General features: G+C 68.5%; 18 protein-coding genes and 1 tRNA gene. 16 read left to right on the top strand and 3 right to left on the bottom strand.

Annotated elements, in window-relative coordinates:
- Positions 1–93 precede the first annotated feature (93 nt).
- Genes ACWDTI_RS22645 through ACWDTI_RS22635 form a run of 3 tightly spaced genes read right to left on the bottom strand, consistent with a single transcriptional unit; the run spans position 94 to position 5,757 of the window.
- Positions 94–3,945, bottom strand: a complete 3,852-nt coding sequence (locus tag ACWDTI_RS22645; RefSeq protein WP_449740375.1) for an ABC transporter ATP-binding protein — start codon at positions 3,943–3,945, stop codon at positions 94–96.
- Positions 3,942–4,703 (bottom strand): hypothetical protein, encoded by a 762-nt coding sequence (locus tag ACWDTI_RS22640; RefSeq protein WP_449740431.1) that lies wholly within the window; start codon positions 4,701–4,703, stop codon positions 3,942–3,944. Before ACWDTI_RS22640 ends, ACWDTI_RS22645 begins: the two co-directional genes overlap by 4 nt.
- 1 nt (position 4,704) lies before the next feature.
- Entirely contained in the window at positions 4,705–5,757 is a 1,053-nt protein-coding gene (locus tag ACWDTI_RS22635; protein ID WP_449740374.1) for a glutathione S-transferase family protein, read from the bottom strand.
- Between the two features lie 98 nt (positions 5,758–5,855).
- On the opposite strand from ACWDTI_RS22635, the gene ACWDTI_RS22630 reads away from it, so the two are divergent.
- From ACWDTI_RS22630 to prmC, 16 genes are all read left to right on the top strand, one after another.
- On the top strand, positions 5,856–6,500 hold the full coding sequence (locus tag ACWDTI_RS22630; protein ID WP_449740373.1) for a PadR family transcriptional regulator: 645 nt from the start codon (positions 5,856–5,858) through the stop codon (positions 6,498–6,500).
- Positions 6,497–8,023 (top strand): MFS transporter, encoded by a 1,527-nt coding sequence (locus tag ACWDTI_RS22625; RefSeq protein WP_449740372.1) that lies wholly within the window; start codon positions 6,497–6,499, stop codon positions 8,021–8,023. The genes ACWDTI_RS22630 and ACWDTI_RS22625 overlap by 4 nt, the downstream gene beginning before the upstream one ends.
- A 111-nt stretch (positions 8,024–8,134) precedes the next feature.
- Positions 8,135–9,331 carry an exonuclease SbcCD subunit D gene (locus ACWDTI_RS22620; RefSeq protein WP_449740371.1) on the top strand — a complete coding sequence of 399 codons (1,197 nt, stop codon included), beginning with the start codon at positions 8,135–8,137 and terminating at the stop codon, positions 9,329–9,331.
- Complete coding sequence (locus ACWDTI_RS22615) at positions 9,328–12,300, top strand: AAA family ATPase (protein ID WP_449740370.1); 2,973 nt, start codon at positions 9,328–9,330, stop codon at positions 12,298–12,300. Before ACWDTI_RS22620 ends, ACWDTI_RS22615 begins: the two co-directional genes overlap by 4 nt.
- Positions 12,301–12,355: 55 nt before the next feature.
- A tRNA-Arg gene (locus ACWDTI_RS22610) sits at positions 12,356–12,431 on the top strand.
- 133 nt (positions 12,432–12,564) lie between these two features.
- Positions 12,565–13,221, top strand: a complete 657-nt coding sequence (locus tag ACWDTI_RS22605) for a hypothetical protein (RefSeq protein WP_449740369.1) — start codon at positions 12,565–12,567, stop codon at positions 13,219–13,221.
- Positions 13,222–13,449: 228 nt separating this feature from the next.
- Complete coding sequence (locus tag ACWDTI_RS22600) at positions 13,450–15,282, top strand: hypothetical protein (protein WP_449740368.1); 1,833 nt, start codon at positions 13,450–13,452, stop codon at positions 15,280–15,282.
- A 156-nt stretch (positions 15,283–15,438) separates the two neighbouring features.
- The gene (gene argS, locus ACWDTI_RS22595) at positions 15,439–17,091 is read left to right on the top strand and encodes an arginine--tRNA ligase (protein WP_449740367.1); all 1,653 of its coding nucleotides are present in this window, start codon (positions 15,439–15,441) and stop codon (positions 17,089–17,091) included.
- Positions 17,088–18,509, top strand: coding sequence for a diaminopimelate decarboxylase (gene lysA / locus ACWDTI_RS22590; protein ID WP_449740366.1), 1,422 nt, complete (start codon positions 17,088–17,090; stop codon positions 18,507–18,509). The genes argS and lysA overlap by 4 nt, the downstream gene beginning before the upstream one ends.
- Entirely contained in the window at positions 18,506–19,822 is a 1,317-nt protein-coding gene (locus ACWDTI_RS22585; RefSeq protein WP_449740365.1) for a homoserine dehydrogenase, read from the top strand. The genes lysA and ACWDTI_RS22585 overlap by 4 nt, the downstream gene beginning before the upstream one ends.
- Positions 19,815–20,894: a threonine synthase gene (gene thrC, locus ACWDTI_RS22580; protein WP_449740364.1), complete on the top strand. Its 1,080-nt coding sequence runs from the start codon at positions 19,815–19,817 to the stop codon at positions 20,892–20,894. Before ACWDTI_RS22585 ends, thrC begins: the two co-directional genes overlap by 8 nt.
- Before the next feature lie 17 nt (positions 20,895–20,911).
- Complete coding sequence (gene thrB, locus ACWDTI_RS22575) at positions 20,912–21,877, top strand: homoserine kinase (RefSeq protein WP_449740430.1); 966 nt, start codon at positions 20,912–20,914, stop codon at positions 21,875–21,877.
- Between the two features lie 389 nt (positions 21,878–22,266).
- The gene (gene rho / locus ACWDTI_RS22570) at positions 22,267–24,195 is read left to right on the top strand and encodes a transcription termination factor Rho (RefSeq protein ID WP_449740363.1); all 1,929 of its coding nucleotides are present in this window, start codon (positions 22,267–22,269) and stop codon (positions 24,193–24,195) included.
- A 191-nt stretch (positions 24,196–24,386) separates the two neighbouring features.
- Positions 24,387–24,614, top strand: coding sequence for a 50S ribosomal protein L31 (gene rpmE / locus ACWDTI_RS22565; RefSeq protein WP_449740362.1), 228 nt, complete (start codon positions 24,387–24,389; stop codon positions 24,612–24,614).
- 183 nt (positions 24,615–24,797) lie between these two features.
- Entirely contained in the window at positions 24,798–25,874 is a 1,077-nt protein-coding gene (gene prfA, locus ACWDTI_RS22560) for a peptide chain release factor 1 (protein ID WP_449740361.1), read from the top strand.
- The gene (gene prmC / locus ACWDTI_RS22555) at positions 25,871–26,758 is read left to right on the top strand and encodes a peptide chain release factor N(5)-glutamine methyltransferase (RefSeq protein WP_449740360.1); all 888 of its coding nucleotides are present in this window, start codon (positions 25,871–25,873) and stop codon (positions 26,756–26,758) included. Before prfA ends, prmC begins: the two co-directional genes overlap by 4 nt.
- Positions 26,759–26,766 lie beyond the last annotated feature (8 nt).

The raw sequence follows: 26,766 nt of genomic DNA, 5'->3' as shown, positions 1-26,766 counted from the left end.
GTGCGTCCGACCTCACGGTTTGGTGGTTCGAGAGGCGAATCTCACGGGGTGTCTGAGACGAATCTCACCGGACGACGCTGTCCGGCCCGGGGCTCAACGGAGATCTGCATCTCCGGCGGTGGCGATACCGTCCGCGTCGGGCGCGACACCGGCATCCCAGAACGCACGGTACCTACCAGCCAACGACAGCAACTCTCCGTGTGTTCCCTCCTCGACGACACGCCCGTCCTCGATCACGGCGATGCGATCGGCACGCGCGGCGGTGGCCAGTCGGTGCGCGACGATGACGGAGGTGCGGCGGTGTGTCACGGCCTCTCCCGCGGCGAGCACGAGCGACTCGGTCGCCTGGTCGAGGGTGGCGGTGGCCTCGTCGAGAAGGAGGAGGTCGGGCTCGACGAGTTCGGCCCGGGCCAGCGCGACCAACTGTCGCTGCCCGGACGACAGGCCCTGTCCCCGCTCGCCGATCGGATGGTTCATCCCGCCGGGCAGCGTCGCGATCATGCCGGCCGCGCCGACCGCGCGGGCGGCGTCGGCGATCGCGGCCCGGTCGGCGTCGGGTCGGCCGTAGGCGATGTTGTCGGCGACGGTCCCGGTGAACAGATGGGCCTCCTGCGGAACCACACCGAGCCGATGCCGGTAGTCGTCGAGTGCGAAGTCGCGGATGTCGGTGTCGTCGACGCGGACCGATCCGGCGGTCGGATCGTAGAACCGGGCCAGCAGTTTGACGATCGTCGACTTTCCCGCGCCGGTCCTGCCGACCAGCGCCAGCGAGGTGCCGGCCGGGATGGTGAGATTCACCGAGGTCAGCGCGTCGCGGTCGGCGCCGGAATAGCGGAAGGTGACGTCGTCGAGGTCGGCCCGGCCGTCGAATCCGTCGACCGGTACGCCGACGGGCTGCCGGCGAACCGCCAGCGAACTCGGGGTGCGCAGCAGCTCGGCGATACGGCGCAGACCGACGACCGCCTGCTGATAGCCGTCGAACACCTGGGAGAGCTGCTGGACCGGACCGAACAGCATGGACAGATACAGCACGAAGGCCACCAGTGTTCCGGCCGAGAGGGAACCGTGCGCGATCTGGTGGGCGCCGACCGCGATCGCGGCCGCGGTCGCCAGATCCGACATCAGGGTGATGAACGGGAAATAGACCGAGATCGCACGCTGTGAGGTCATGCGCGCATCGACCCAGTCGAGGGTGCGGCCGGTGAATCGGGTCGTCGCCGGTCCGGTATGCCGGTAGGTCTGCGTCGTCTTGATGCCGGCGATGTTCTCCTGGAAGTCGGCGTTGACGATGCTGACCAGTTCTCGCGATCGGGTGTAGGCGCGCGACGAGATCCGGCGGAATACCAGGGTCGCGACGATCAGGACGGGGAACACGGGCAGTATCAATGCGCCCAGCAGGGGATCGGTGAGGATCAGCGCGACCGACACCCCGGCCAGCGTCAGTGCCGCGACGACGGCCGTCGACAGTCCGGTCTGCAGGAACGTCGACAACGCGTCGACGTCGGTGGTCATCCGGGTCATGATGCGGCCGGACAACTCGCGTTCGTAATAGTCGAGGCCGAGTCGTTGCAGGTGGGCGTAGCTGCGGACCCGCAACCCGTAGAGCACACGCTCGCCGGCACGGGTGGAATACAGCGTCATGGCCGCGGCGGCGACCCAGCCGATCGCGACGAACGCCACGCCCAAGGCGGTCGCGCGCCACAGCGTCGTTTCGTCGTATCGGCCCGCGGCGTCGATGACCGCGCGGGCCAGGGTCGGGAAGACGAGTCCGGTGAGGGTGTCGACGGAGATCGCGACGATGGTCACCATGAGCAGCCAGCGGACCGGGGTGAGCAGACCGCGCAACGTGAACATCGGTTGTTCGGCGCGGGCGTCGGCGATGTCGACACGCGGGTCCTCGTCGGCGGGCGGCAGGGTGTCGACCATGGCCAGCAGTTCGGGCGTGGCGGGCATCGAACCGAGCGCGCTCGTCACGCCGCCGCCCCGGCCCGTCCGACCGGCGCCCGTCGCCGCTGCCGGCAGTCGCGCACTCATCGGGTCATCGGGGACCCGGACGTCTGGGGCGTCGGGCCAGAGTTCCTCGAGCGACGGAGCGACAGGCAACGCGGACACCGGCGCCCGACGTCCCGCTTGAGTCGGATCGGCCGACGCCATCAACGATCGGAACAGTGGGCAGCGGGCGTCGAGTTCGGCGACGGTGCCGACATCGATGATGCGGCCGCCGTCGAGCACCGCGACCCGGTCGGCGAGTGCGAGCGTCGACCGGCGGTGCGCGAGCACGAGCATCGTGTGTTGTTCGGTCCGCAGGTGTCGAAGGATGCTCATCTCGGTCGACGCGTCCACCGCCGAGGTCGCGTCGTCGAGGATCAGGATGCGGGACTCGGCGTAGAGGGCACGCGCCAACGCGACCCGCTGCCGCTGTCCCCCGGACAGGGTGAGGCCGCGCTCGCCGACCACGGTCATGAAGCCGTCGGGCAGCGCCGCGATGAACTCGAGCGCGTCGGCGGCCTCGGCGGCCGCGCGCAGGCGCGGATCGTCGGGCTCCGGAACGGAGTCGGCGGGCCCGAGTGCGATGTTGGCGGCGATGGTGTCGGAGTAGAGGAACGGTTCGTCGAACACCACGGATACCGCGCTGTGCAGTGAATCCGGTGCGAGGCGTTCGACGGGGTGGGCGCCGTCGGCCGACAGTAGTTCCACGACACCGGAGTCCGGCTGGTAATAGCAGCCGGTGAGGTCGGCGAGGGTGGATTTCCCCGACCCGGGCGGGCCGACGACCGCCACGCATTCGCCGGGTTCGACGGTGAGGTCGATGCCGTCGAGCACGGCCCGGTCGTCGAATCCGAACCGCACGTCCCGCAGCCGCACGCCCAGGGGGCCCTCGGGAACGGTTGCGGAGTTGTGTTCGGTCGGGTCGCGCGGATGGTCGACGACGTCGTAGACGCGCTCGACCGCGGCGCGGGCGAGTTGTCCGCTCACGATCAGATTGGTCAGCAGCCTGGCGAGTGCGGTCATCGATGCGACGTAGGTGGCGAATGCGAGGAAGGTTCCCGCGGTGATCTGGCCGTGCATCGTCAGCCACCCGCCGACCGCGATCACCGCGACCATGCCGAGCTGCGGGATCGCGGCCATCGTCGGAGTGAACCGGGCGTTGAGCTTCCCGGCGCGTAGGCGTAGCGCGTACAGGCGCCGGCCGAGCCCGACGAGTTCGTCGACGGCGCGATCCTCCTGGCCGAAACCCTTCACCACGCGGACGCCGGTGACGGTTTGCTCGACATGCTGCGCCACATCGGCCGCGGCCTGCTGGGCCGACCAGGTGGCAGCGAAAAGCCTTCGGCGCGTGCGAAATACGACGATCGCCACGAGCGGGAAGATGAGCAGCGCGATGCCGGTCAGCAACGGCGACAGGTAGGCCATGATGCCGATGGCGATGACCACCTGCACGGCCGCGCCGGCCGAGAGCGGCGCCATAGCCAGCAGGCCCTGCACGATCTGCAGATCGGAGATCGATCGGGACACGATCTGCCCGGTGCGGATCCGGCTCTGCGCATTGCCGTCGAGATGGAGCAGCGTGTCGAGCAGCCTCAGACGCAGTCCGTTCTGCACGTTGATCGACAACCGGCCCGCGGTCAGGCGTCGACCGAACTGGCACAGATATCGGACGACGGCGAGCGTCACGAGGGCGCCGACGATCAGCGGGATCGACGGGCCTCCGGTCACCGCGCCGGTGGCGTGGTCGATGGCGGATTTAGCCAGGAGCGGGGCGATCAGGTCGACCGCGACGGCGATGCCGGTCACCACGAGGGTGATGATCACCAGCCTGCGGTACTGCCAGCATTCGCCGCCCAGGCGGCGGATCCAGCGGCGCGGACGGCCGGGTGTGTCGGGTGCCCGGCCTCCGGGTGCCGTGCGGGCGGGGCCGGGCTCGGTCTGCAGCGTGGTCGTCACCGACCCCGTTGCCGGGGCAATGGTGGCAGGTCCTGGGCGAGTACCTCGCCGTCGATGGTCCACGTCGCCGGTGGCGGTCCGAACGCCTCGCGTGCGTTGGCGATGACCCGCTTGCCGAGGGCGCGGTTGCCGACGCCGCCGATCATCGCACCGATTCCCGCGGGCATCAGTTTGCCGATCAGCAATGGCGCTCGTTTGACCGCGTACTTCTTGGTGACCATGTTGATCAGCTTGGCGTTCAACGAGTTCAGGCCGCCGCCGGGGATGGCGGCACTGCCGAGGCGGCGCAGGGCGCCACCGCGCGTACCGACCAGACGGCCCAGCGCGATCACTCCCTCCTCGCCGAGGGCGACGGTCAGCACGAGTGCTTTGCGTCGCTCCGACTCGTGTACGGGAATCCCGTGCACCTCGGCGACCGAGAGGGCGAGTAGCGCCGATGCCTCGAGGAACAGCGCGGTCTCGGCGGTCATCGCGCCGAGCGCGGTCATCGTGCCCACGCCCGGTACCGACGCGGTGGCGCCGACCGCGCTGCCCGACCCGGTGACCGTGGTGAGGTAGCGCTTCTCGAGTCGCCGGATGATCTCGGCCGGGCTTTCGTCCGGATACTTGGCACGGACCTTCTGGACGTACCTCGCGACCGCGGGTGCCTGCAACTGTTGGGCGCGGTCGATCAGTCCGCCGGTCACCTCGACGGCCTTGCCCGGGGGCTTCTGCTCGGTGCCGGTCCGAGCCGGGCCTGCGGTGTTGCGTTTGAACATGTCAACCATGAGTGGGCACCCAATCTTCTGCCGGCACGATTTCGCCTTCTTTCGGTGGTCGCGGTGGTGTGCCGTCGCCGAACGGGCGGCCGCCGAGTTCCTCGCGATGATGCGGGGTCAGCCAGGTGGTCAGATCCGGTCCGGCCGGGACGATCTGCGTCGGATTGATGTCGGAGTGCACCACGTAGTAGTGGCGCTTGATCTGGGCGAAGTCGACGGTGTCGCCGAAACCGGGGGTCTGGAACAGGTCGCGGGCGTACGCCCACAGCACCGGCATCTCCGAGAGTTTCGACCGGTTGCACTTGAAGTGTCCGTGGTAGACGGGATCGAAGCGGGCCAGGGTGGTGAACAGGCGGACATCGGCCTCGGTGATGGTGTCGCCGACCAGATATCGCTGCGCCGACAATCGCTCGGACAGCTCGTCGAGCTTGGTGAAGAGTCGTCCGTAGGCCCTCTCGTAGCTCTCCTGACTGCCGGCGAAGCCGCAGCGATAGACGCCGTTGTTCACCTCGGTGTACACGCCTGCGTTGACCTCGTCGATCTCGTCGCGCAACCGTTCGGGGTAGAGATCCGGCGCGCCCGCGCGGTGGAAATCGGTCCATTCGAGCTCGAAATCGAGGGTGATCTGAGGGAAGTCGTTGGTGACCACCTCGCCGCTGGGTATGTCGACGATCGCGGGGACCGTGATGCCCTTGGGATAGCCGGGGAACCGCTTGTCGTAGGCGTCCTTGAGTCGCGGGATCCGCAGGACCGGGTCGAGGCCTCCCGGATCGAGATCGAAGGTCCACGAGTCCGCGTCGTGCGTGGGGCCGCACAAGGCCATCGGGATCGCGTCTTCGAGGCCGAGGAGGCGGCGCACGATGATCGTGCGATTGGCCCACGGGCAGGCCCGCGCGGCGACGAGCCGGTAGCGGCCCTCTTCGACGGGATAGCCGTCGCGCCCGTCGCGGGTGATGCGCGTCCCGATGTACTTGGTGTCGCGGACGAACTCCTGCCCGGTCATCACGTAGACGCCTTGGTCCTGCGCGCTGCCGGCAGTGGTGTCGCTGGTCATGACCCCCACAGTAGTGATCGGTTCCGACACTTGGCACAGATTGTCCGGCGGGGTATATTCCACCTGGAATATTTGGACCGGACCATCGGAGGGGTGCCGTGGGATCGAAGGACTGTGGGCCGCTGCCGCCGTTGGCGGTGCTGGTGCTCGGTCTGGTCGGGGAGCGGCCCATGCATCCGTACGAGATGTTCCAGACCACTGTCGAGCGACGGGAGGACCGTCTGGCCAAGTTCCGGCCGGGCACCATGTATCACACTGTCGACCGGCTGGCGGCGCAAGGACTGATCGAGGTGTACGACGTGCAGCGGGAGGGCAATCGGCCCGAACGTACCGTCTACTCGATCACCGATGCGGGTCGGCGGGCCCTCGACGAGAGTCTCGAACAGATTCTCGCGCGGCATCCCGTCGAGTACCCCGAGCTCTACCTGGCACTGTCCGAGGCGCACGGTCTGCCCCGCAGGCGCGTGATCGAACTGCTCGGCGAGCGTCTCGTCGCGATGCGGGCGTCGTTCAACGACGTCGTCGAGGCAGTCGATGCGTCGGCGGCCCTCGGGCAGCCCGAGATGTTCCGGCTCGACGCCGGGTGCCGGATCGCGACCCTGCGCGCTCAGATCGACTGGCTCGACGACCTCGTCGACCGGCTCGAAAACTCCACCATCGACTGGCTCGACGACCCGGACTTCCGCGAGAAGTACGGCAGGGCCAATCCCGTGACCACACTCGAGAAAGCACACGATCGATGACCACCCCTGGCACTTCCGCGGCACAGGTGACCAAGAATCCTTGGGCCGCACTGCTGGCGCTCTGCGTCGGCTTCTTCATGATCTTGGTCGACATGACCATCGTGGCGGTGGCCCAGCCGCAGATCCAGGCCGCACTCCACACCGACGTCAACGGCATCGTCTGGGTCTCCAGCGCGTACCTGCTCACCTACGCGGTACCCCTGCTGATCACCGGACGTCTCGGCGACAAGTTCGGTCCCAAGAAGGTCTACCAACTCGGCTTGCTCGTCTTCACCATCGCGAGCGTCTGGTGCGGTTTCTCCACCACCATCGGGATGCTGATCGCGGCCCGCGCGGTGCAGGGTGTCGGCGCCGCGCTGATCACCCCGCAGACCATGGCCCTGATCACCCGCATCTTCCCGCCAGAGAAGCGGGGCGCGGCGATGGGCGTCTGGGGCACCGTCGCCGGCGTCGCGACGCTGGTCGGCCCCCTGCTCGGCGGCGTGCTCACCGACAGCTTCGGCTGGGAGTGGATCTTCTTCGTCAACGTGCCGGTCGGCATCGTCGGCCTCGCCCTGGCCCAGACGCTCGTGCCGGATGTCGAGACCCACGACCACCAGTTCGACTGGCTGGGGGTCGCGCTCTCGGCAATCGGCCTGTCGGCCTTGGTGTTCGGTATCCAGGACGGCGAGAAGTACGACTGGAACGCCTGGATATGGACCCTCATCGGGGTGGGGCTGGTGCTGCTCGGGCTGTTCATCTTCTGGCAGTCGCGCATCAAGCGGGAGCCGCTGGTGCCGCTGTCGCTGTTCCGCGACCGGAACTTCTCCCTGTCCAACATCGGCATCGCGTCGATGGGGTTCGCGATGTCGGGCCTGATCATCCCGGTGATGTTCTTCCTGCAGCTGGTCGGCGGTATGTCGCCGACCCGTTCCGCGGTGATGATGGTGCCGATGGCGGTGCTCACCGGCATCCTGGCGCCCATCGTCGGACGCATCCTGGACAGGGTCCATCCGCGCACCATCATCGCCTCGGCGCTGCTGCTGATGGCCATCTCGGTGGCCTGGGCGGGCGTGATCATCCGGCCGGAGACGCCTGTCTGGCAGTTGATCATCCCGATGTCGCTGATGGGTGTCGCCTCGGCCGGCATCTGGGCCCCACTGGCCGCCACGGCGACCCGCAATCTGCCGTGGCAGCAGGCCGGCGCCGGCGCCGGCGTCTACAACACCACCCGGATGATCGGGTCGGTCCTCGGTTCGGCCGCCGTCGGCGCCCTCATGCAGACCCGGCTCGCCGCGGAACTGCCGGGGATGGCGAGCCGGGAACAGAGCGGCAGCCACGTCGAGCAGTTGCCGGAGTTCGTCCGCGACGGCTTCGCGACGGCGATGGGGCAGTCACTGTTCCTGCCGGCTGCAGCACTGCTGATCGGGGTGGTGGCCGCATTGTTCTTCGTCAAGCCGAGCCATCAGTCGCGACCGGGTGGTGCGCCCGCCGCGGCACCGCAGAGCGGTGTGACCACCGGCGGTCAGGTCTCGACCACCTGACGGTTGCGCCTGGTGTAATCGCTGGATCGGCGCCGTCTTCGGGTTGCGAAGACGGCGCCGATCCACGTCGCCTCCCACAGTCTGTCGGACCTCACTCGTACGGTGTTGTCCATGCGAATCCTGCACACCTCCGACTGGCATCTGGGACGGACGTTCCATGGTGTCGAGCTGCTCGCCGACCAGGCCCGAGCATTGTCGGACCTCGCCGAGGTCGTCGCCGAGGAATCCGTCGACGTGATCGTCGTCGCGGGTGACATCTATGACCGTTCGGTGCCGCCCGCCGACGCGGTCGCCGTCTACGACCGGGGCCTGGCCGAGATCGCCGCCACCGGCGCACAGATCGTCATCACCTCGGGCAACCACGATTCACCCACGCGACTCGGCGCCGGATCACGCTTCGCGGCCGCCGGTGGCCTGCATCTGCGCACCTCGATCGCGGCGATCGACGTGCCGGTGATCGTTTCCGACGAGTTCGGTGAGGTCGCGATCTACGGCATCCCGTACCTCGAACCCGACACGGCGCGAACCGAACTCGGCGTCGATGACGCGCGCAGCCACGCCGCGGTGCTGACCGCGGCGATGGATCGGGTACGTGCCGACGTGAGGTCCCGAGGCGTTCGCTCGGTGGTTGCCGCGCATGCGTTCGTGGTCGGCGCCCTCGCGTCCGGATCGGAGCGATCGATCACCGTCGGCGGTGTGGAAACCGTTGGTGCCGAGGTATTTTCCGGTGTCGACTACGTCGCGCTGGGACATCTGCACTCGCCTCAGCAATTGAGGGAATCGATCCGCTACAGCGGGTCGCTGCTCCCGTATTCGTTCGGTGAGCGCACCGACCACAAATCGGTCTGGATCGTCGACCTCGACGCCGATGGGCTCGCCGGGGTGCGGTCGCGGGAACTGCCGAGGGTGCGTGGGCTCTCGTCGCTTCGCGGCACCCTCGACGAGTTGCTCACCGACGCCGCGTATTCGGACGTCGAGGATCACTACGTCGAGGCCACTCTCACCGACGTCCGGCGTCCAGTCGATGCGATGCGCTCTCTGCGGCAACGGTTTCCGCATGCGGTCCACGTGCAGTGGGAGCGCCCGGCGACGATGGGCGCCGTCGACTACCGCGCCCGGGTGCACGGCCGGACCGACGACGAGATCGTGTGCGCGTTCATCGCCGACGTCCGTGACGAGCCGACCGCGAGCGAACGTCGTCTCGTCGACGCGGCGTTGCGGTCCGTGGTCGGCGAACCCGAAGCCGACGGAGTCGACTCGGAACTGACGCTCTTCGACATCGAGGCAAGGGTGGCGGAATCGGCATGAGACTCCATCGACTGCGGATGACCGCATTCGGGCCGTTCCCCGACGACGTCGAGATCGACGCCGACGCACTGGCCGCCGACGGGCTGTTCCTGCTGCACGGCCAGACCGGGGCGGGTAAGTCGACCGTGCTCGACGCGGTGGCGTTCGCGCTGTTCGGAAGGGTGCCCGGCGCACGGGACATCAACCGACGCCTGCATTCCGATCACGCGCCCGCCGACCGGGTGCCCGAGGTCGAACTCGAGGCGACCATCGGCGGCCGTCGCCTGCGCATCACCAGGTCGCCCGACCATGAGCGCCCCAAGAAGCGTGGCGACGGAACCAGAAAGGTCAACGCGCGCGCGACGCTGGTCTGGGTCGACGGGTCCGGGCCGAACCTGCAGCGGCTCAACGACATCGGTGACGCCGTCGAGCGCCTGCTCGGCATGAACGCGGAACAGTTCTTCCAGGTCGTGCTGCTGCCGCAAGGGGAGTTCGCGCGGTTCCTCCGCGCGTCTTCGGGTGACCGGCAAAAATTGCTGGAGAAGCTGTTCGACACCGAACGATTCGGCGATCTGGAGGAATGGTTTCGCGAACGGGGCCGCGCGAGCGCGAGCGAACTCAGCGGGCGGGCGTCGGCGGTTGATCGACTCGCCGCGCAGATCGCGGTGCTCGACGGGACCGGGCTCGCCGCGCCCGTCGATGCCGACATGGGTTGGGCACAGACATGTCTGGACTCGGTGCGCGCCGCCGAAGAACGGTCCCGTCTGGCGTCGGCCGCCGCTTCGGCGTCGTTCGATCGGGCGCGAGCCGAGCACGACGAGGCCACTCGGCACACCGAGCTGCATCGTCGTGGATCCGAGGCGGCGGCCCGTCTGGATCAACTGACGGCCGGTGCTGCCGAGTTGGAACTGGCGGTCACCACCGTGGCGGCGGCCCGCCGGGCCGCGCCGATCGCCCCCCTCGTCGAGGATCTCGACACGGCGCTGACCGCAGTGCGCGAGGCGGAAGCGGCCTGCGGCCGAGCCGAATCCGCATTGTCGGAGACGACGGACGGGATGTGCCTCGTCGCCGAGGGCGACGACGCGGTGCGCGAGGCGATCGATGCCGCCGCGACCGAGGCGGGACGGCTCGATCCGCTGGTCGTGCGGATCGGGCAACGGCCGGAGTTGGTGGCCGACATCGACCGAATCGGCGAGGAGACCGCGCAGGCCGGGCGTCGGGCCACCGAGCTCGACGGTCAGCTCGCCGGCGCACCCGAGCGGCGTGCGCAGGCGCAGACCGAGCTGAATCACGCGCTGGTGGCGCGAGCATCGGTGCCGCAGCTGACCTCTGACCGTCGACGTATCGAGGCGGTGGCTGCCGCCCTGCGGGCGCGAACCGAACTGGCCGAAGCGCAGGAGGCGGCCGGGCGGACGCTGCTGGACTCCCGGTCGGCCGAGGTGACCGCGCGGGAGCACCTGCTCGACATCCGGGAACGTCGGCTGGCCGGTATGGCCGGCGAGCTCGCTGCCGAACTCGTCGACGGACAACCGTGCGCCGTGTGCGGTGCCCTGGAGCATCCGATGCCGGCGATCACCGACGCCACACGGGTGGGTGAGGACGAGGAATCGGCGGCGGCCGAGGCAGCACAACTGGCCGGTGAGCGACGCTCGCAGGCCGAACAAGACATGGCGAAACTGGCCGAGCGCCGCGAACACCTCGATGAGACGATCGGCGACGCCACCGCCGAACAGAGTGCCCGCGAGCTCACCCGACTGGGCGACGAATTGGCCCGAGCCGTGAGTGCATCGGAGCGCATCGGTGAACTCGAGCGAGCGGTGTCGACCATCGACGCCCAAGTCGACGCCTGGCGCACGGAACGTGGCCAGATCGACACCGCGCAGGCGGCCCGTGATGAGCGGCGCGATGGACTCGCCGGCACGCTGGCAGCCCTGGATGCCGACGTTCTCGAGGCCACCGGCGGTCGGATGGACGTGCCGGAACGCCGCGCCGCACTGGCCGAGCTGCGGCGCCGGGCAACCCGGATGCTGGAGGCGCGCGCCGAGCGCGCGCGTGCCCGCGGTCGCCGCGACGACGTGGCCGACCGACTCGCCGGCCGTTGCGCCGACGCCGGATTCGCCGACCTGGCACGGGTGCGTGACGCGATGCTGACGCCCGGCGAGATCGCCGATCGGGAGAACCTGATCGCCGAGACCGCGCGCCTGCGGGCCGCGGCCGAGGAGACCCTCGCCGACCCCGACGTGGCGCTCGCGCGTGAAACCGACCCCGTCGATCTGCCGGCCGTGGCGGCGCGACTGGAGACGGCGCGGCAGGATGCGCAGCGTCAGGCGCAGGAACACGCCGTCATCGCCGATCGGGCACGCGGCCTGCAGGAGTGCGTTGCGTCGTTCTGGGCCGCGCTCGACGCCCTCGCGCCGGTCCAGGCCCGGCATGCCGAGATCACCGGGCTGGCCGACCTGTTGAGCGGTGGCGGACAGAATGCCCGCCGGATCTCGCTGCACTCGTATGTGCTGGCCGCGCGCCTGGAAGAGGTGCTCGTCGCCGCGTCCGAAAGGCTGCGCCAGATGTCCTCGGGGCGTTACGAGTTCGTGCATTCCGACGCGATCGGGCCGCACGGCAGCCGAGGTGGCCTGGGGATCGACGTCCGCGACGAGTACACCGGCGCGATACGCGCCTGCACCACGCTGTCCGGCGGGGAGACCTTCTTCGCCTCCCTGGCCCTCGCCCTGGGGCTGGCCGACGTGGTGGCCGCCGAGTCCGGTGGCCGTCTGCTCGACACCATGTTCATCGACGAGGGGTTCGGCACGCTCGACCCCGAGGCGCTCGATCTCGTGATGGGGGTCCTCGACGCGCTGCGTGCCGGCGGACGGGTGGTCGGCGTAGTCAGCCACGTCGACGAACTGCGCGCGCGGATCCCGTCGCAACTGCACGTCGTCCGCGGTGAAGACGGCTCGCGAATCCGGATGACCGAACCCGTCGGGGTGTCGTGACCTACCCGATTGGGTTCGCACCCGGCGGTACGCTACGCTGGCTCTCGCCCGTTGAGCCCCCGTAGCTCAGGGGATAGAGCGTCTGCCTCCGGAGCAGAAGGCCGCAGGTTCGAATCCTGCCGGGGGCACCATGACGTCCTTGCCGCCCTCCGGGCGGTGTGCGCCCACTGTGGCGTTGTCGGAGATTAGTGCGGGCGCACCGTTTTCGGGACACGCGCCCTGCCTTGCCCGGCAGATCTCATCCCCGCGTAAGAGTATTGGGGCGTGAACACGGAAGTCGCAGCAACCGGTCGGCCGCATCCCGTCTTCTCGGCGACCCTGGAGAAGCAGTGTTGGGGCTTCATGATCGGCTCGGCGCTCTTCGCTCTGGGCGCCGCACCCGGGTTCGTCGGCTGGGCCGGGGTCGAGGCGGCCAACGTGTCCTTCTTCATCGGTGCCTGGTTCTTCACCGCGGCCGGCCTGATCCAGTTGGTGCTCAGCGGCGACGCCACCGTCACCGACCTCGGCCGACGTCACTTTCGGCCCGAGTGGCTCTCTGCCGCAACGCAATCCGCTGGCACGCTGCTGTTCAATGTGAGTACCTCGGCCGCGTTGACCGCCACCACGATCACCGAGGACCGACGTCGCGTCTGGACCCCGGATGCCGCCGGCTCGGTCGCGTTCCTGGTGAGCGGGGTGCTCGGCGTCGTGGTCATCGCCCACACGATGCGATGGTGGTGGGCTCCCCGGAGCCGGGAGTGGTGGGCCACGCAGATCAACCTGCTCGGGTGCATCGCGTTCGGTTTCTCCGCGATCGGCGCGTTCGTCACGATCACCGGGGAGACGGTCAACAACACCGTGGCCACCATCGGCACCTTCGTCGGCGCCATCTGCTTCCTGCTCGCCTCGGCGATCTCGCTGCCGAGGTGGGATCGGAGCTGATCGCTTTTGCCGGTCGGCGCGCCGTGATCGCCTTATCATCGCAGGTAGGGGGCGAGGCAGGAGTGGCAGGAGATGAGCACGATACCCAGGCTCGCTCCGCGGCGCGGTCGCCCTCCTGCGGTCGCCGCGCCGAGTCGGCCGCCCGCGGCCACTGTCCCTTCGGGACCCGAAGTCGCTTATCGGGAGCTCGCCGCGCAGGCCGAGGCGGTGGCGAAGAGATATTCGGACATGTCCGATTCGCTGCGGACGCAGGCGGACGTCTGGGGTAAGGCGATCGGCGGGCTCGGGACGGCTGCAGTCGGTTGGGTCGGCCTGACCAAGGCCACCGACGTCTTTCCGTTGGTCGGCGTGAAGGGCTGGTGTGCGTTTATCGCGGCGGCGGTCTTCTTGGCGGCGATGGCGTTCTCGGCCTTCTACGTCGGCTATCTGCTCCAAGTCGCGACACGCCAGATCTACATGCTCCTGAATATTCAGGAGATGATCTTCAACGGCGACATCTCGGCGCCGACGGCGGCCGACAACGAGCGCGAGAACGACGACGATGAGCGGCGGAGACGGAAGTCGTGGCTGGGCGATGCACGTGCCGCCGAGAACGCCGCGATCGTCGCCGCCCGAGCTGCCCACGCGTCAGAATCCACGGCCGCACAACGCAATCACGCGCTCTCCGCGGCACGGGCCGCATTGGACATCGCGGCCGCCATGCCGACGACTCCTCGGCATCGCCTTCGACGACTGATCGACTGGGCGTCGGCCGGGCTTCGCCAGATCACGAGGAGATCGCCGGCACAGACCTCATCGACGGCTGTTGTTCGTTTGCGCGTGGCGGCGTTGACGGCGACCGCGGCCGTCGGTGCGCGTCGAGCGGCGATCATGACCACGCAGGCCGACGAAAGGTCCGGCAACACCGGTGTCGTGGCAGCCGTGGAAGATGCTGCCGCGTATGCCTCATCGGTCGTGACGGCTGCGGCAGAGGCCGCCGGGCTGGGCAGTCAGGATCTTTCGTCGAGTACCGAAACGCTGAACGGACGTGCCGAGACCGCAGATACACACGTCAAGTCGGTACGGAAACTGACCCGACGACTCGTCCGGGGACAAGAGATCGGTGACTCGGTGACCGTCGCGTCGCGGGCAATGGCCGATGCGTCTCGCGCGACAGTGGATGCAATGATCGCGCTCGCCGACACTCTCGCACCCGCCGAGATCGACCATGCGGTGGTTGACGACGCCACGCGGCGCCGGAGTTGGGCGGAGTGGCGCGCCGAGAACAAGAAGAATCGTCGTTACCAGCGACGGCGCAGCGAAGCGTCGATCATCGCGGACGCCTACTACCAATTCGGGCACCTCAACGTGAACGCGGTGGTGATCGAGGAGAACCCGCTACCCGCCGACATCACCACGATCGACAAAGACGAGCAACCCGATGAGCTGGCAGATCAGTTGGCCTACGTCGACGAGAACGGGCAGCGCTACGACTGGATCGACAAAGCGGCGAAGTCGATCACCAAGTACTCCAATATCGGCGTGGAGATGGAAATGCTTGCCGAGCGCAATCCGCATCATCGCCTTGTCCCGCAATGGCTCGCGCGCTCGGCACAGATCCGCGCCGAGGTCTACGCCACCCAGACGCGTGCGATGGCGATTGTCGTCCGCCGCCGCGTGGTGAGCATGGTGACCGGACCGAGAGCTGCGGCCGCGATCATCGTGTTCGCGATCGCACTCATCGGCGTGTCGTTCACCGCCGACTGGGCGGTTTCGCTTCGGACGGCGGAGTCGACCCACCTCGACACGCTCACGAAGTGCGCATCCGCCGTGGACGCCATGGCGAAGGCCCGGCTACCGATCGTCGATGGCAACGAGTCGCGGCTGCCTGCTGCGTGCGGCAACGTTTCCGCCGGAACCGTCGCTCACGACACGACGGTGAACGACGTGATCGCGGCGAACCTCGGAATGCTCGCGGCGCGTCTGAGCGAGTGTGAAGCGGCCGTCGGCACCCTCGACCGGAAGACCTGTGACCGGCTCGTCGACGCGATCAATGCACAGACCGCGATCATGCAGAAATGATGTTCACGACCGTCGATGATCGATTGCGCCGCGCGCTGTGGCCGAGGTCGAACCCTTCCCGGCGTGACGCCGCCCCCACCGATCGCCTCTCCGACCTAACGTGAGACCAGGAGGCGATTGTCCCCGGACCGGCCTCGGCCAATAGGATGGTGACCCGTGACTCCCGCCGACCTCGCCGCGCTGCTGGCAGCCGCGACGCTGACCGTTGTCCGAGACCATGGGCTCGACGAATCCCTGGTGCCCGAGACCGTCGTCGTCGAGCGTCCGCGCCATGCCGATCACGGCGATTACGCCACGAACGTCGCGCTGCAACTCGGCAAGAAACTCGGGGTCAACCCGCGCGAACTCGCCGGGTGGCTGGCAGACGCCTACACCGCGACCGACGGCATCGCGAAGGCGGAGGTCGCCGGACCGGGCTTCGTCAACATCTGGCTGGCCGCCGCTGCCCAGAACACCGTCGTCTCGACGGTGCTTGCCGCCGGTGCCGCCTACGGCCGGGGCGAGAACTTCGCCGGCCGCGCCATCAACCTGGAGTTCGTCTCGGCCAACCCGACCGGACCGATCCACCTCGGCGGGACGCGGTGGGCGGCGGTCGGCGACGCCCTCGGGCGGGTTCTCCAGGCGCGCGGAGCAGCGGTGACGCGCGAGTACTACTTCAACGACCACGGCACCCAGATCGACCGGTTCGCCCGATCGCTGCAGGCCGCCGCGCAGGGCGCACCCACCCCGGAGGACGGCTACGCCGGCGCCTACATCGACGACATCGCCACCGCGGTCCTCGCCAAGGCGCCGGACGTGCTCGATCAGCCGGAGGCCGAGCGCCTCGAGACGTTCCGGTCGATCGGCGTCGAGTTGATGTTCGACCACATCAAGACCAGCCTGCACGACTTCGGCACCGACTTCGACGTCTTCACCCACGAGAACTCCATGTTCACCTCCGGTCTCGTGGACGAATGCATCGCCGAACTGAAGGCCAACGGCAACCTGTACGAGAAGGACGGAGCCTGGTGGCTCCGGTCGACGAACTTCGGTGACGACAAGGATCGCGTCGTCATCAAGAGCGACGGCAACGCCGCCTACGTTGCCGGCGACATCGCCTACTACCGCGACAAGCGCAATCGCGGCTTCGATCTGTGCATCTACATGCTCGGCGCCGACCACCACGGGTACATCAAGCGGCTCAAGGCGTGTGCGGCGGCGCTCGGCGACGACCCGGACACCGTCGAGGTGCTGATCGGGCAGATGGTCAACCTGGTGCGCGACGGCGTCCCGGTCCGGATGAGCAAGCGGGCCGGCACCGTGATCACCCTCGACGACCTCGTCGACGCGGTCGGCACCGACGCCGCACGGTACGCCCTGATCCGGTCGTCGGTCGACGTGAACATGGACATCGACCTCGATCTGCTGCGCAAGCAGTCCAACGACAACCCCGTCTACTACGTCCAGTACGCGCACGCCAGACTGTCGGCGCTGTCGCGCAACGCCGTCGACCTCGGACTCGAGGCCGCCACCGACCATCTCGACCTGCTCGACGACCCGGCCGAAGGTGAATTGATCCGCACCATCGGCGATTTCGACGAGGTCGTGGAGACGGCGGCGGAACTGCGTGAGCCGCACCGGGTCTGCCGGTATCTGGAATCGTTGGCCGGGTCATATCACCGCTTCTACGCGCGGTGCCGGGTCCTGCCGCAGGGTGACGAGCAGGCCGCCGACATCCACCGGGCCCGTCTCGCGTTGTGCGCCGCCACCCGGCAGGTGCTCGCCAACGGACTCGAACTCGTCGGTGTCAGCGCCCCGGAGCGGATGTGAACGCGCATCCCGCCGGACCCCGGCACGCCGAACTGCTGGCCGCGCCGCACCTCGCGGAGCGGCCCAACGATCCGGCAGTACTCGCCGCGCTGCCGGCGAACGTCTGGCCGCGCAACGCTTCCCGCGATGACTCCGGCGAGGTCCGGCTCGCCGGGGTCGGGGTGACCGAACTGGCCGACACCTACGGCACACCGCTGTTCGTCGTCGACGAGGCCGACTTCCGGTCTCGTTGCGCCGACATGCTCGCCGCGTTCGGACCGTACGGGCGAGTTCACTACGCGTCCAAGGCATTCCTGAGCACCGAGATCGCCCGCTGGGTCGCCGCCGAGGGACTCTCGCTCGACGTGTGCACCGGCGGCGAGCTCGCAGTGGCACTGCGGGCCGGCTTCCCGCCGGAGCGAATCGCGCTGCACGGCAACAACAAGAGCGTCGACGAACTCGCGATGGCGCTCGACGCCGGCGTCGGGCACATCGTTCTCGACTCGATGACCGAGATCGAGCGCCTCGACGCGCTGGCCGGTGAACGCGGCATCGTCGCCGACGTCCTGGTCCGGGTGACCGTCGGCGTGGAGGCACACACGCACGAGTTCATCGCCACCGCGCACGAGGATCAGAAGTTCGGGTTCGCGCTGGCCGGCGGCGTGGCGATGGATGCGGTGCGGCGCGTGTTCGCGACCGACAACCTCCGACTCGTCGGACTGCACAGCCACATCGGCTCGCAGATCTTCGACATGGACGGCTTCGAGCTGGCCGCACATCGTGTCCTGGGTTTGCTCAAGGACGTCGTCGCCGAGTTCGGCGTCGACAAGACCTCCCAGCTTCACATCGTGGATCTCGGTGGGGGACTGGGCATCTCGTATCTTCCCGAGGACGATCCGCTGCCGATCGACGACGTGGCGAAAACCCTGGCCGGCATCGTGGAACGCGAGTCGGCGGCGGTCGGACTGCCGATGCCGCAGATCGCCGTCGAACCCGGACGGGCGATCGCGGGACCGGGCACGGTCACGCTCTACCGGGTCGGCACGGTCAAGGACGTGACGATCGGCAAGAATCTGACCCGCCGCTACATCTCCGTCGACGGCGGGATGAGCGACAACATCCGCACCGTCCTGTATCAGGCCGAGTACGACATCCGCTTGGTGTCGAGGGTTTCCGACGCTCCCGCGGTGGTCAGCCGTGTCGTCGGAAAGCATTGCGAGAGTGGTGACATCATCGTCAAGGACTGCTGGTTGCCGTCGGACCTGGGACCCGGCGACCTCGTCGCGGTGGCCGCCACCGGCGCGTACTGCTACTCGATGTCCTCGCGGTACAACCTCGCGACCCGGCCAGCGGTTGTGGCAGTTGCGGATTCGACATCGCGGCTGCTGCTTCGGCGCGAGACCATAGACGACTTCCTCACTCTGGAGGTGACCGAATGAACGACAAAGCGGACAGCGGCAAGACCATCGGTGTGGCCGTGCTCGGCATGGGCAACGTCGGTACCGAGGTGGTGCGCATCCTCGGTGACAACGCCGACGACCTGCGCGCCCGCGTCGGCGCGCCGGTCGAGCTGCGCGGCGTGGCGGTGCGCGACCTGGCCAAGCCGCGCAAGGTGTCCCAGGATCTGCTCACCGACGACCCGGCCGCGCTCGTCGCCCGCGACGACGTCGACATCGTGGTCGAGCTCATGGGTGGCATCGACCCCGCACGCGAACTGATCCGGACCGCGTTGCAGAGCGGGAAATCGGTGGTGACCGCCAACAAGGCGCTGCTGGCCGAATACACCGGGGAATTGGCCACCGCCGCAGCGCAGGCCAAGGTCGACCTGTACTTCGAGGCGGCGGTGGCCGGGGCGATCCCGGTGGTGCGGCCGTTGATGCAGTCGCTGGCCGGGGACACCGTCGACCGCGTCGCGGGCATCGTCAACGGCACCACCAACTTCATCCTGTCCGCGATGGACGAGACGGGCGCCGGCTACGACGAAACCCTCGCCGAGGCAGGGCGTCTCGGCTATGCCGAAGCCGACCCGACCGCCGACGTCGAGGGGTACGACGCCGCCGCCAAGGCCGCGATCCTCGCATCGATCGCCTTCCACACGCGGGTCACCGCCGCCGATGTACATCGCGAGGGCATCTCCTCGGTGACCTCGGCCGACCTCGTCGCGGCGAAGAAGTTCGACTGCACCGTGAAACTCTTGTCGATCTGCGAGCGCATCCGCGATGCCGAAGGGCGTGAACGGGTTTCGGCGCGCGTCTATCCCGCACTCATCCCGCTGGCGCATCCGCTCGCGACGGTCAACGGTGCCTTCAACGCCGTCGTCGTGGAGGCCGAGAACGCCGGCCGGTTGATGTTCTACGGGCAGGGCGCCGGTGGCGCGCCGACCGCGTCCGCGGTGTTGGGAGACATGGTCATGGCCGCACGCAACAAGGTGCACGGCGGGCGCGGTCCGCTCGAATCCACCTATGCCGCACTGCCGATCGCATCGATCGACGACGTGCCCACGCGGTACTACATCTCCATGCAGGTGGCCGACAAGCCCGGTGTTCTCGCGCAGGTCGCGGGGGAGTTCGCCAAACGGTCGGTGAGCCTGGCCGCGGTGCGGCAGGAGGGCGCGGGCGACGAGGCCCGGCTGATCGTGGTGACCCACCGCGCCCCCGATCGTGCACAGTCGGAATGTGTTGCCGCACTGGAAGACATGGACGCCGTGATCAAGGTTTCGAGTGTTCTGCGATTGGAAGGAACCAATGACTGAGCCCACCGTGGTCCACCGCCGGTGGCCGGGACTGATCGAAGCCTACCGGGACCGTCTGCCCGTGGGCGACGACTGGCAGGTCGTCACCCTCCTGGAGGGCGGAACACCGCTCATCTCGGCACCGTATCTGTCCGAGATCAGCGACTGCGAGGTCTATCTCAAGGTCGAGGGACTCAATCCGACGGGCTCGTTCAAAGACCGCGGGATGACGATGGCGGTGTCGACCGCGGTGAACAACGGCAAGACCGCTGTGCTATGCGCCTCGACCGGCAACACCTCGGCGTCGGCGGCGGCCTATGCCACGCGGGCCGGCATCACCTGCGCCGTGCTCATCCCCGAGGGCAAGATCGCCATGGGCAAGCTCGCCCAGGCGGTCATGCACGGCGCCAAGATCATCCAGGTGCAGGGCAACTTCGACGACTGCCTCGAACTCGCCCGCAAGGCCACCGCCGAGTTCACCGAGATCGAACTGGTCAACTCGGTGAATCCGTCCCGGATCGAGGGCCAGAAGACCGCGGCTTTCGAGATCGTCGACGTCCTCGGCCGCGCACCCGACGTCCATGCGCTCCCGGTGGGCAACGCGGGCAACATCACCGCGTACTGGAAGGGCTACACCGAGTACCACGCGGACGGCATCTCGTCGTCGTTGCCGCGCATGCTCGGTGTGCAGGCGGCCGGAGCCGCACCGCTGGTCAACGGGGCGCCCGTGCGCAATCCGGAGACCATCGCCACCGCGATCCGCATCGGATCGCCCGCCAGCTGGAATCAGGCGGTCGCGGCCAAGGAGCAGTCCGACGGCCAGTTCCGGGCAGCGACCGACGAGAAGCTGCTCGAGGCATATCGTCTCGTCGCCGCCAAGGAGGGTGTGTTCGTCGAGCCGGCGTCGGCGGCCAGTGTCGCGGGGCTCCTCGCGGCGCGCGCCGACAACTGGATCGCCGCCGGTTCCACCGTCGTGTGCACGGTCACCGGCAACGGGCTCAAGGACCCCGACACCGCTCTCGCAGGCATGCCCGAGGTCGAGGCGATCCCGGTCGACCCGGTCGCCGTCGCCGACGCGCTCGGCGTCCGCTGACCCGCGTGACCACCGCCATGACCGACTCGTCTGCCACCCCCGATATCGTCGATGCCGTTCTGCCCGAAGGGCTTTGCGTGCGGGTCAGGGTTCCCGCGTCGAGCGCCAATCTGGGGCCCGGCTTCGACTGCCTGGGCATCGCGCTGGGCATCTACGACGAACTCATCGTCGAGACCACGCTCGGCGGCATCGAGGTCGAGGTCTCCGGCGAGGCCGCAGACGAGGTGCCGCGCGACGGACGTCACCTCGTCGTGCGGGCCATCGGACGCGGGCTCGGTGTCGCGGGCGTGCGGGCGGGTGGTCTGAAACTGCGTTGCATCAACGCCATTCCCCATTCGCGTGGACTCGGTTCGTCGGCATCGGCGGCGGTGTCCGGGCTCGCGGCGGCCTCCGGGCTGCTCGTCGCGGCGGGCGTGCGGGATGCGTTCGACGACGCCGAACTCGTGCAGCTCTCCTCGGAGTTCGAAGGTCACCCGGACAACGCGGCGGCCAGTGTGCTCGGCTCGGCGGTCGTCACCTGGACCGAATCCGATCCCGGTGGTGACCGATATCACGCGCGACGTCTCGTCGTGCACCCGGACATCACCGCCACGGTCTTCGTGCCGGACACCGAATCGTCGACGTCGTACACCCGCGGGCTGCTCCCGGACACGGTTCCGCGCGTGGACGCGGTGTTCAACCTGAGCCGCGCCGCGCTGGCGGTGGTGGCGCTGACCGCCGACCCCTCGTCGTTGTCCGCCGCGACCGCCGATCGTCTCCATCAGGACTACCGCGCCGAAGCGATGCCGCAGACCGCGGAGCTCGTTGGCGCGCTGCGCAAACGCGGGTATGCGGCAACCGTGTCGGGGGCAGGCCCGACGGTGCTCGTCCTCGGCGTCGGACCGATGTCGGGCGAGGCCCGAGACGTCGCCGAAGGACTCGGATTCGTCCCGTCGACCGTCGCGATCGCCGGAGGCGTCGAGGTCACCCACGGTCGGGTCTGACCACCCCGGTTCGTGCCGCTGGGTGAGCCACATCGGGAACCGGTGCAGCAGCCGCAGACGGCGATTCGCGGCACCGGTGTGTTGCCCCTATCATGCGAACGGGTTAGCATATACTGGTCTGGCCGCGCAGGCATGTTCTGCCGTGCTCCTCACCGATTACCGATCTCGTCGTCCGGTTGTCCGGCCGCCTGATCTGCTGCCACCCGCCGGGTGTCGGCAGGGTGTCGAGCACAGACCCGCGAACACACCGCAACGGCCGCAATTTCTTCTGACCGTCCTTGACGAGGACCGACAGACCCTCAGAAGGGACGACGTCCCGCCTACCTGAGGCGGGGTGGCATAGACCTCCGGCGCAGTTCTCTCCGCTGCCGGGGAACGAAAGGAAATCCGTGACGGATACGGACCTCATCACCGCACCAGCGCCCACCGGGAGCGGCGGATCCACCCGCACGCGCACCGGCTTGGCCGCCATGGTGCTGCCCGAACTCCGCGCTCTGGCCGCCGAGTTGGGCATCAAGGGCATCTCCGGCATGCGTAAGGGCGACCTGATCGCCGCGATCAAGGAACGACAGGGCTCGGGCGGGCAGGCGAAGGCCTCCGCCGGTGGCCAGATGACCATCACCGACGCCGGTGACGGGTCGAGCACCCGCGACAACGGCTCGTCGCAACCCGCCGTCGACACCAAGTCGGGCGCCGAGACGGGCCGCGGACGCCGTCGTGCGGCGACGGCCGAGTCGGCCGCCACCGCGACCGCCGAATCGGCCCCCGACGCGAGCGCCGAATCGGCCCCCGACGCGAGCGCCGAGCCGGCCACCGACCGCGCGGCCACCGGTCGTCCGGCCTCTGACCGCGGGGATTCTGACCGCGGGGAGGGCGCCGAGGGCGGTGACCAGCGCAACCGTGGTCGCGGCCGCAACCAGAACCGCGACGACAACCAGAACCGCAACAATCGCGAGAACAACCAGGGCCGCGACAGCAACCAGAACCGCGACGCCGGACAGCAGGGCGGACAGAACAACCGCGGTCCCAACAACGGCGGCCAGAACAACAACCGCGACGACGACGAGGACGGCCGCGGTCGGCGAGGCCGTCGCTTCCGGGAGCGTCGTCGTGGACGTGACCGCGAGAACGCCGGCGGTGGCCAGAACGAACCGCAGGTCTCCGACGACGACGTCCTGCAGCCCGTCGCCGGCATCCTCGACGTGCTCGACAACTACGCGTTCGTGCGGACCTCCGGCTACCTCGCCGGACCCAACGACGTGTACGTGTCGATGAACATGGTGCGTAAGAACGGGCTGCGACGCGGCGACGCGATCACCGGCGCGGTCAAGGTGCCGCGCGAGGGCGAGCAGCCCAACCAGCGGCAGAAGTTCAATCCGCTCGTGCGCCTCGACACGGTCAACGGCACCGACATCGAGACCGCCCGCAAGCGTCCCGAGTTCAACAAACTCACGCCGCTCTACCCGAACCAGCGGCTGCGTCTGGAGACCACTCCGGAGCGGCTGTCGACCCGGGTCATCGACCTGATCATGCCGATCGGCAAGGGGCAGCGTGCGCTGATCGTGTCGCCGCCCAAGGCCGGTAAGACCACGATCCTGCAGGACATCGCCAACGCGATCACCACCAACAACCCCGAGTGTCACCTGATGGTGGTGTTGGTCGACGAGCGTCCCGAAGAGGTCACCGACATGCAGCGCTCGGTGAAGGGCGAGGTCATCGCGTCCACGTTCGACCGGCCGCCGTCAGACCACACCTCGGTCGCCGAACTCGGCATCGAGCGTGCCAAGCGTCTGGTGGAGAACGGCAAGGACGTCGTCGTGCTGCTCGACTCGATCACCCGCCTCGGCCGTGCGTACAACAACGCGTCGCCGGCGTCGGGCCGCATCCTGTCCGGTGGTGTGGACTCCACCGCCCTGTACCCGCCGAAGCGTTTCCTTGGTGCGGCGCGCAACATCGAGAACGGCGGATCGTTGACGATCATCGCGTCCGCGCTGGTCGAGACCGGTTCCACCGGTGACACCGTCATCTTCGAGGAGTTCAAGGGCACCGGCAACGCCGAGCTCAAACTCGACCGCAAGATCGCCGAGCGGCGCGTCTTCCCGGCCGTCGACGTCAACCTGTCGAGCACCCGCAAGGACGAACTGCTGCTGTCGCCCGAGGAGTTCGCGATCGTGCACAAGCTGCGGCGCGTCCTCTCGGGGCTCGATTCGCAGCAGGCGATCGACCTGCTGGTCAGTCAGCTGAAGAAGACCCCGAACAATATCCAGTTCCTCATGCAAGTGCAGAAGAATGCGCCGGGAGTGATGCACGACGACTGATCGTCGGGAATGAAACCTCCGCAACCGCCGTTGCGGACCATGGACCGTGGAAAAGATGCCCTGCAGGGCGCCGCTCCTGGAGGATTTCCAGGTGTGCGACCTCGCGTGGCATACTGAGCGGTCGAGTCCGGTTCCGGTTCACACCATCGACCTCCGACGGTGACCCGGCGACCACAGAAAGGGACAACCAGATGAAGCAGGGCATTCACCCCGAATACGCAGTGACCACCGTGGTCTGCGGTTGCGGGAACACATTCGAGACGCGGAGCACCGCGGACAACGGACGGATCAACGTCGAAGTCTGCTCGCAGTGCCACCCGTTCTACACCGGCAAGCAGAAGATCCTCGACACCGGCGGCCGCGTCGCCAAGTTCGAGAAGCGCTACGGCAAGCGGACCAAGAGCGCCGACGCCAAGTAGCCGGATCGACGACGCCCGATCGGCGCGCCTCGTGCGCGTTGGATCGGGCGTCGTTTTTCTTGTCCGCCGCCTGCCCCGATCCCTGAGGAGCCCGCGAGCGCAGCGCCTTTCGACGCGCTCGTTCCTCGCTCGCTCAGGAACCGTGAGCGTCCCACAGAAACACAGTCAGAAGGTGAGTGCAAGGTGAGCACACAGAGTCCGTCGGCGATCGACGACATCCTCGCCGAACACGCCGGCCTCGAGGCGCAGCTCGCCGACCCGTCCCTGCACGACGATCCGTCCGCCGCGCGCCGCGTCGGCAAACGCTTCGCCGAGCTCGCGCCGATCATGGCGACCCACCAGCGACTGCAGTCCGCCCGCGACGATCTCGCCGCCGCAACCGAACTCGCCGCCGACGACCCGGCGTTCGCCGAGGAGATCCCCGCCCTCGAGGCGACGGTGGCCGAACTCGACGCGACGCTCACCGATCTGCTGGCACCTCGCGACCCGCACGACGCCGACGACGTCGTGCTGGAGATCAAATCCGGTGCGGGCGGCGAGGAATCGGCACTCTTCGCCGCCGACCTCGCCCGCATGTACCTCAAATACTGTGAGCGACACGGCTTCAAGGCGCAGATCCTGGGCGTCACCGAATCCGACCTCGGCGGATACAAGGACGCGACCTTGTCGATCAAGTCGAAAGAAGCGCAGCGCGACGGTGTCTGGTCACGGTTGAAGTTCGAGGGCGGCGTGCACCGCGTCCAGCGGGTGCCGGTCACCGAATCGCAGGGCCGGATTCACACGTCGGCCGCGGGCGTCCTCGTCTACCCCGAACCCGAAGAGGTCGAGCAGGTCGAGATCGACGAGTCCGACCTGCGCATCGACGTGTACCGGTCGTCGGGCAAGGGCGGACAGGGTGTCAACACCACCGACTCCGCCGTCCGCATCACCCACCTGCCCACCGGCATCGTCGTGACCTGCCAGAACGAGCGCTCGCAGTTGCAGAACAAGGCGCGAGCCATGCAGGTGCTCGCCGCGCGCCTGCAGTCCGCGGCCGAAGAAGAGGCCGAGGCCGCCGCCGCACAGGGCCGGGCCGCGCAGATCCGCACCGTCGACCGATCCGAACGCATCCGCACCTACAACTTCCCGGAGAACCGGATCACCGATCACCGAATCGGTTACAAGGCCAACAATCTCGACGCGGTCCTGAACGGCGAGATGGACGCGCTGCTCGATGCGCTGGTCGCCGCCGATCGCGCGGCCCGGCTCGCCGCCGAGTGACCACGCCTGACCCGTCCGCGGGCGGCCGGGTCGACGTCGAATTATCCTGGGCGACAACGGTCTTGGCCGAGGCCGGGGTCGAGTCCGCGCGGGTGGACGCCGAATGGCTGCTCGCCGCGGTGCTCGAGGTCGATCGCGGGCGTCTGCTGATCCTCGACGATCTCGACCCCGACGCGGTGGAACGGTTCCGTGCGGCAGTGCGACGGCGCGCGCAGCGAATCCCGTTGCAGCACATCATCGGGACGGCATCGTTCGGGCCCGCGGAACTCGCCGTCGGGCCGGGTGTGTTCACGCCGCGCCCGGAAACCGAAGTCCTCCTCGAGTGGGCGGTGCGCGAGATGGCCGACACCGCCGAACCCTGCGTCGCCGACCTCTGTGGCGGCAGTGGCGCGCTCGCCATCGGGATCGCGCTCGCCGTGCCGACCGCTCGTGTCTGGGTGGTGGAGCGTTCGGCCGATGCCCTGACGTGGTTGCGGCGCAACGTCGATCACGCGCTGGGCGCCGGCACCGACCGGATCACCGTGGTCGCCGCCGACGTCACCGACGCCGTGGCGGTGACCCGGGCGATCCCCGCGCACTCCCTCGACGTCGTGGTCAGCAATCCGCCGTATGTCCCCCTCGGAACCGCGGTGCCGCCGGAGGTGGACCACGATCCGCCCGAGGCGGTGTTCGCCGGCGACGACGGTATGTCGGTGATCGGTCCGATGGCCTCGGTGATCGCCCGAATCCTGCGGCCGGGCGGGGCGATGGGCATCGAGCACGACGAGTCGACCTCGGCCGCGGTGCTCGCCGCCGTCGAGGCGACACACGCGTTCAGCGACATCCGGGCCCGCGACGACCTGACCGGCCGCCCGCGGTTCGTGACCGGACGCCGACGCCGATGACGGCCATG

Source organism: Gordonia sp. NPDC003424, assembly GCF_053588655.1.
This window is presented reverse-complemented; position numbering and strand designations above follow the sequence as displayed.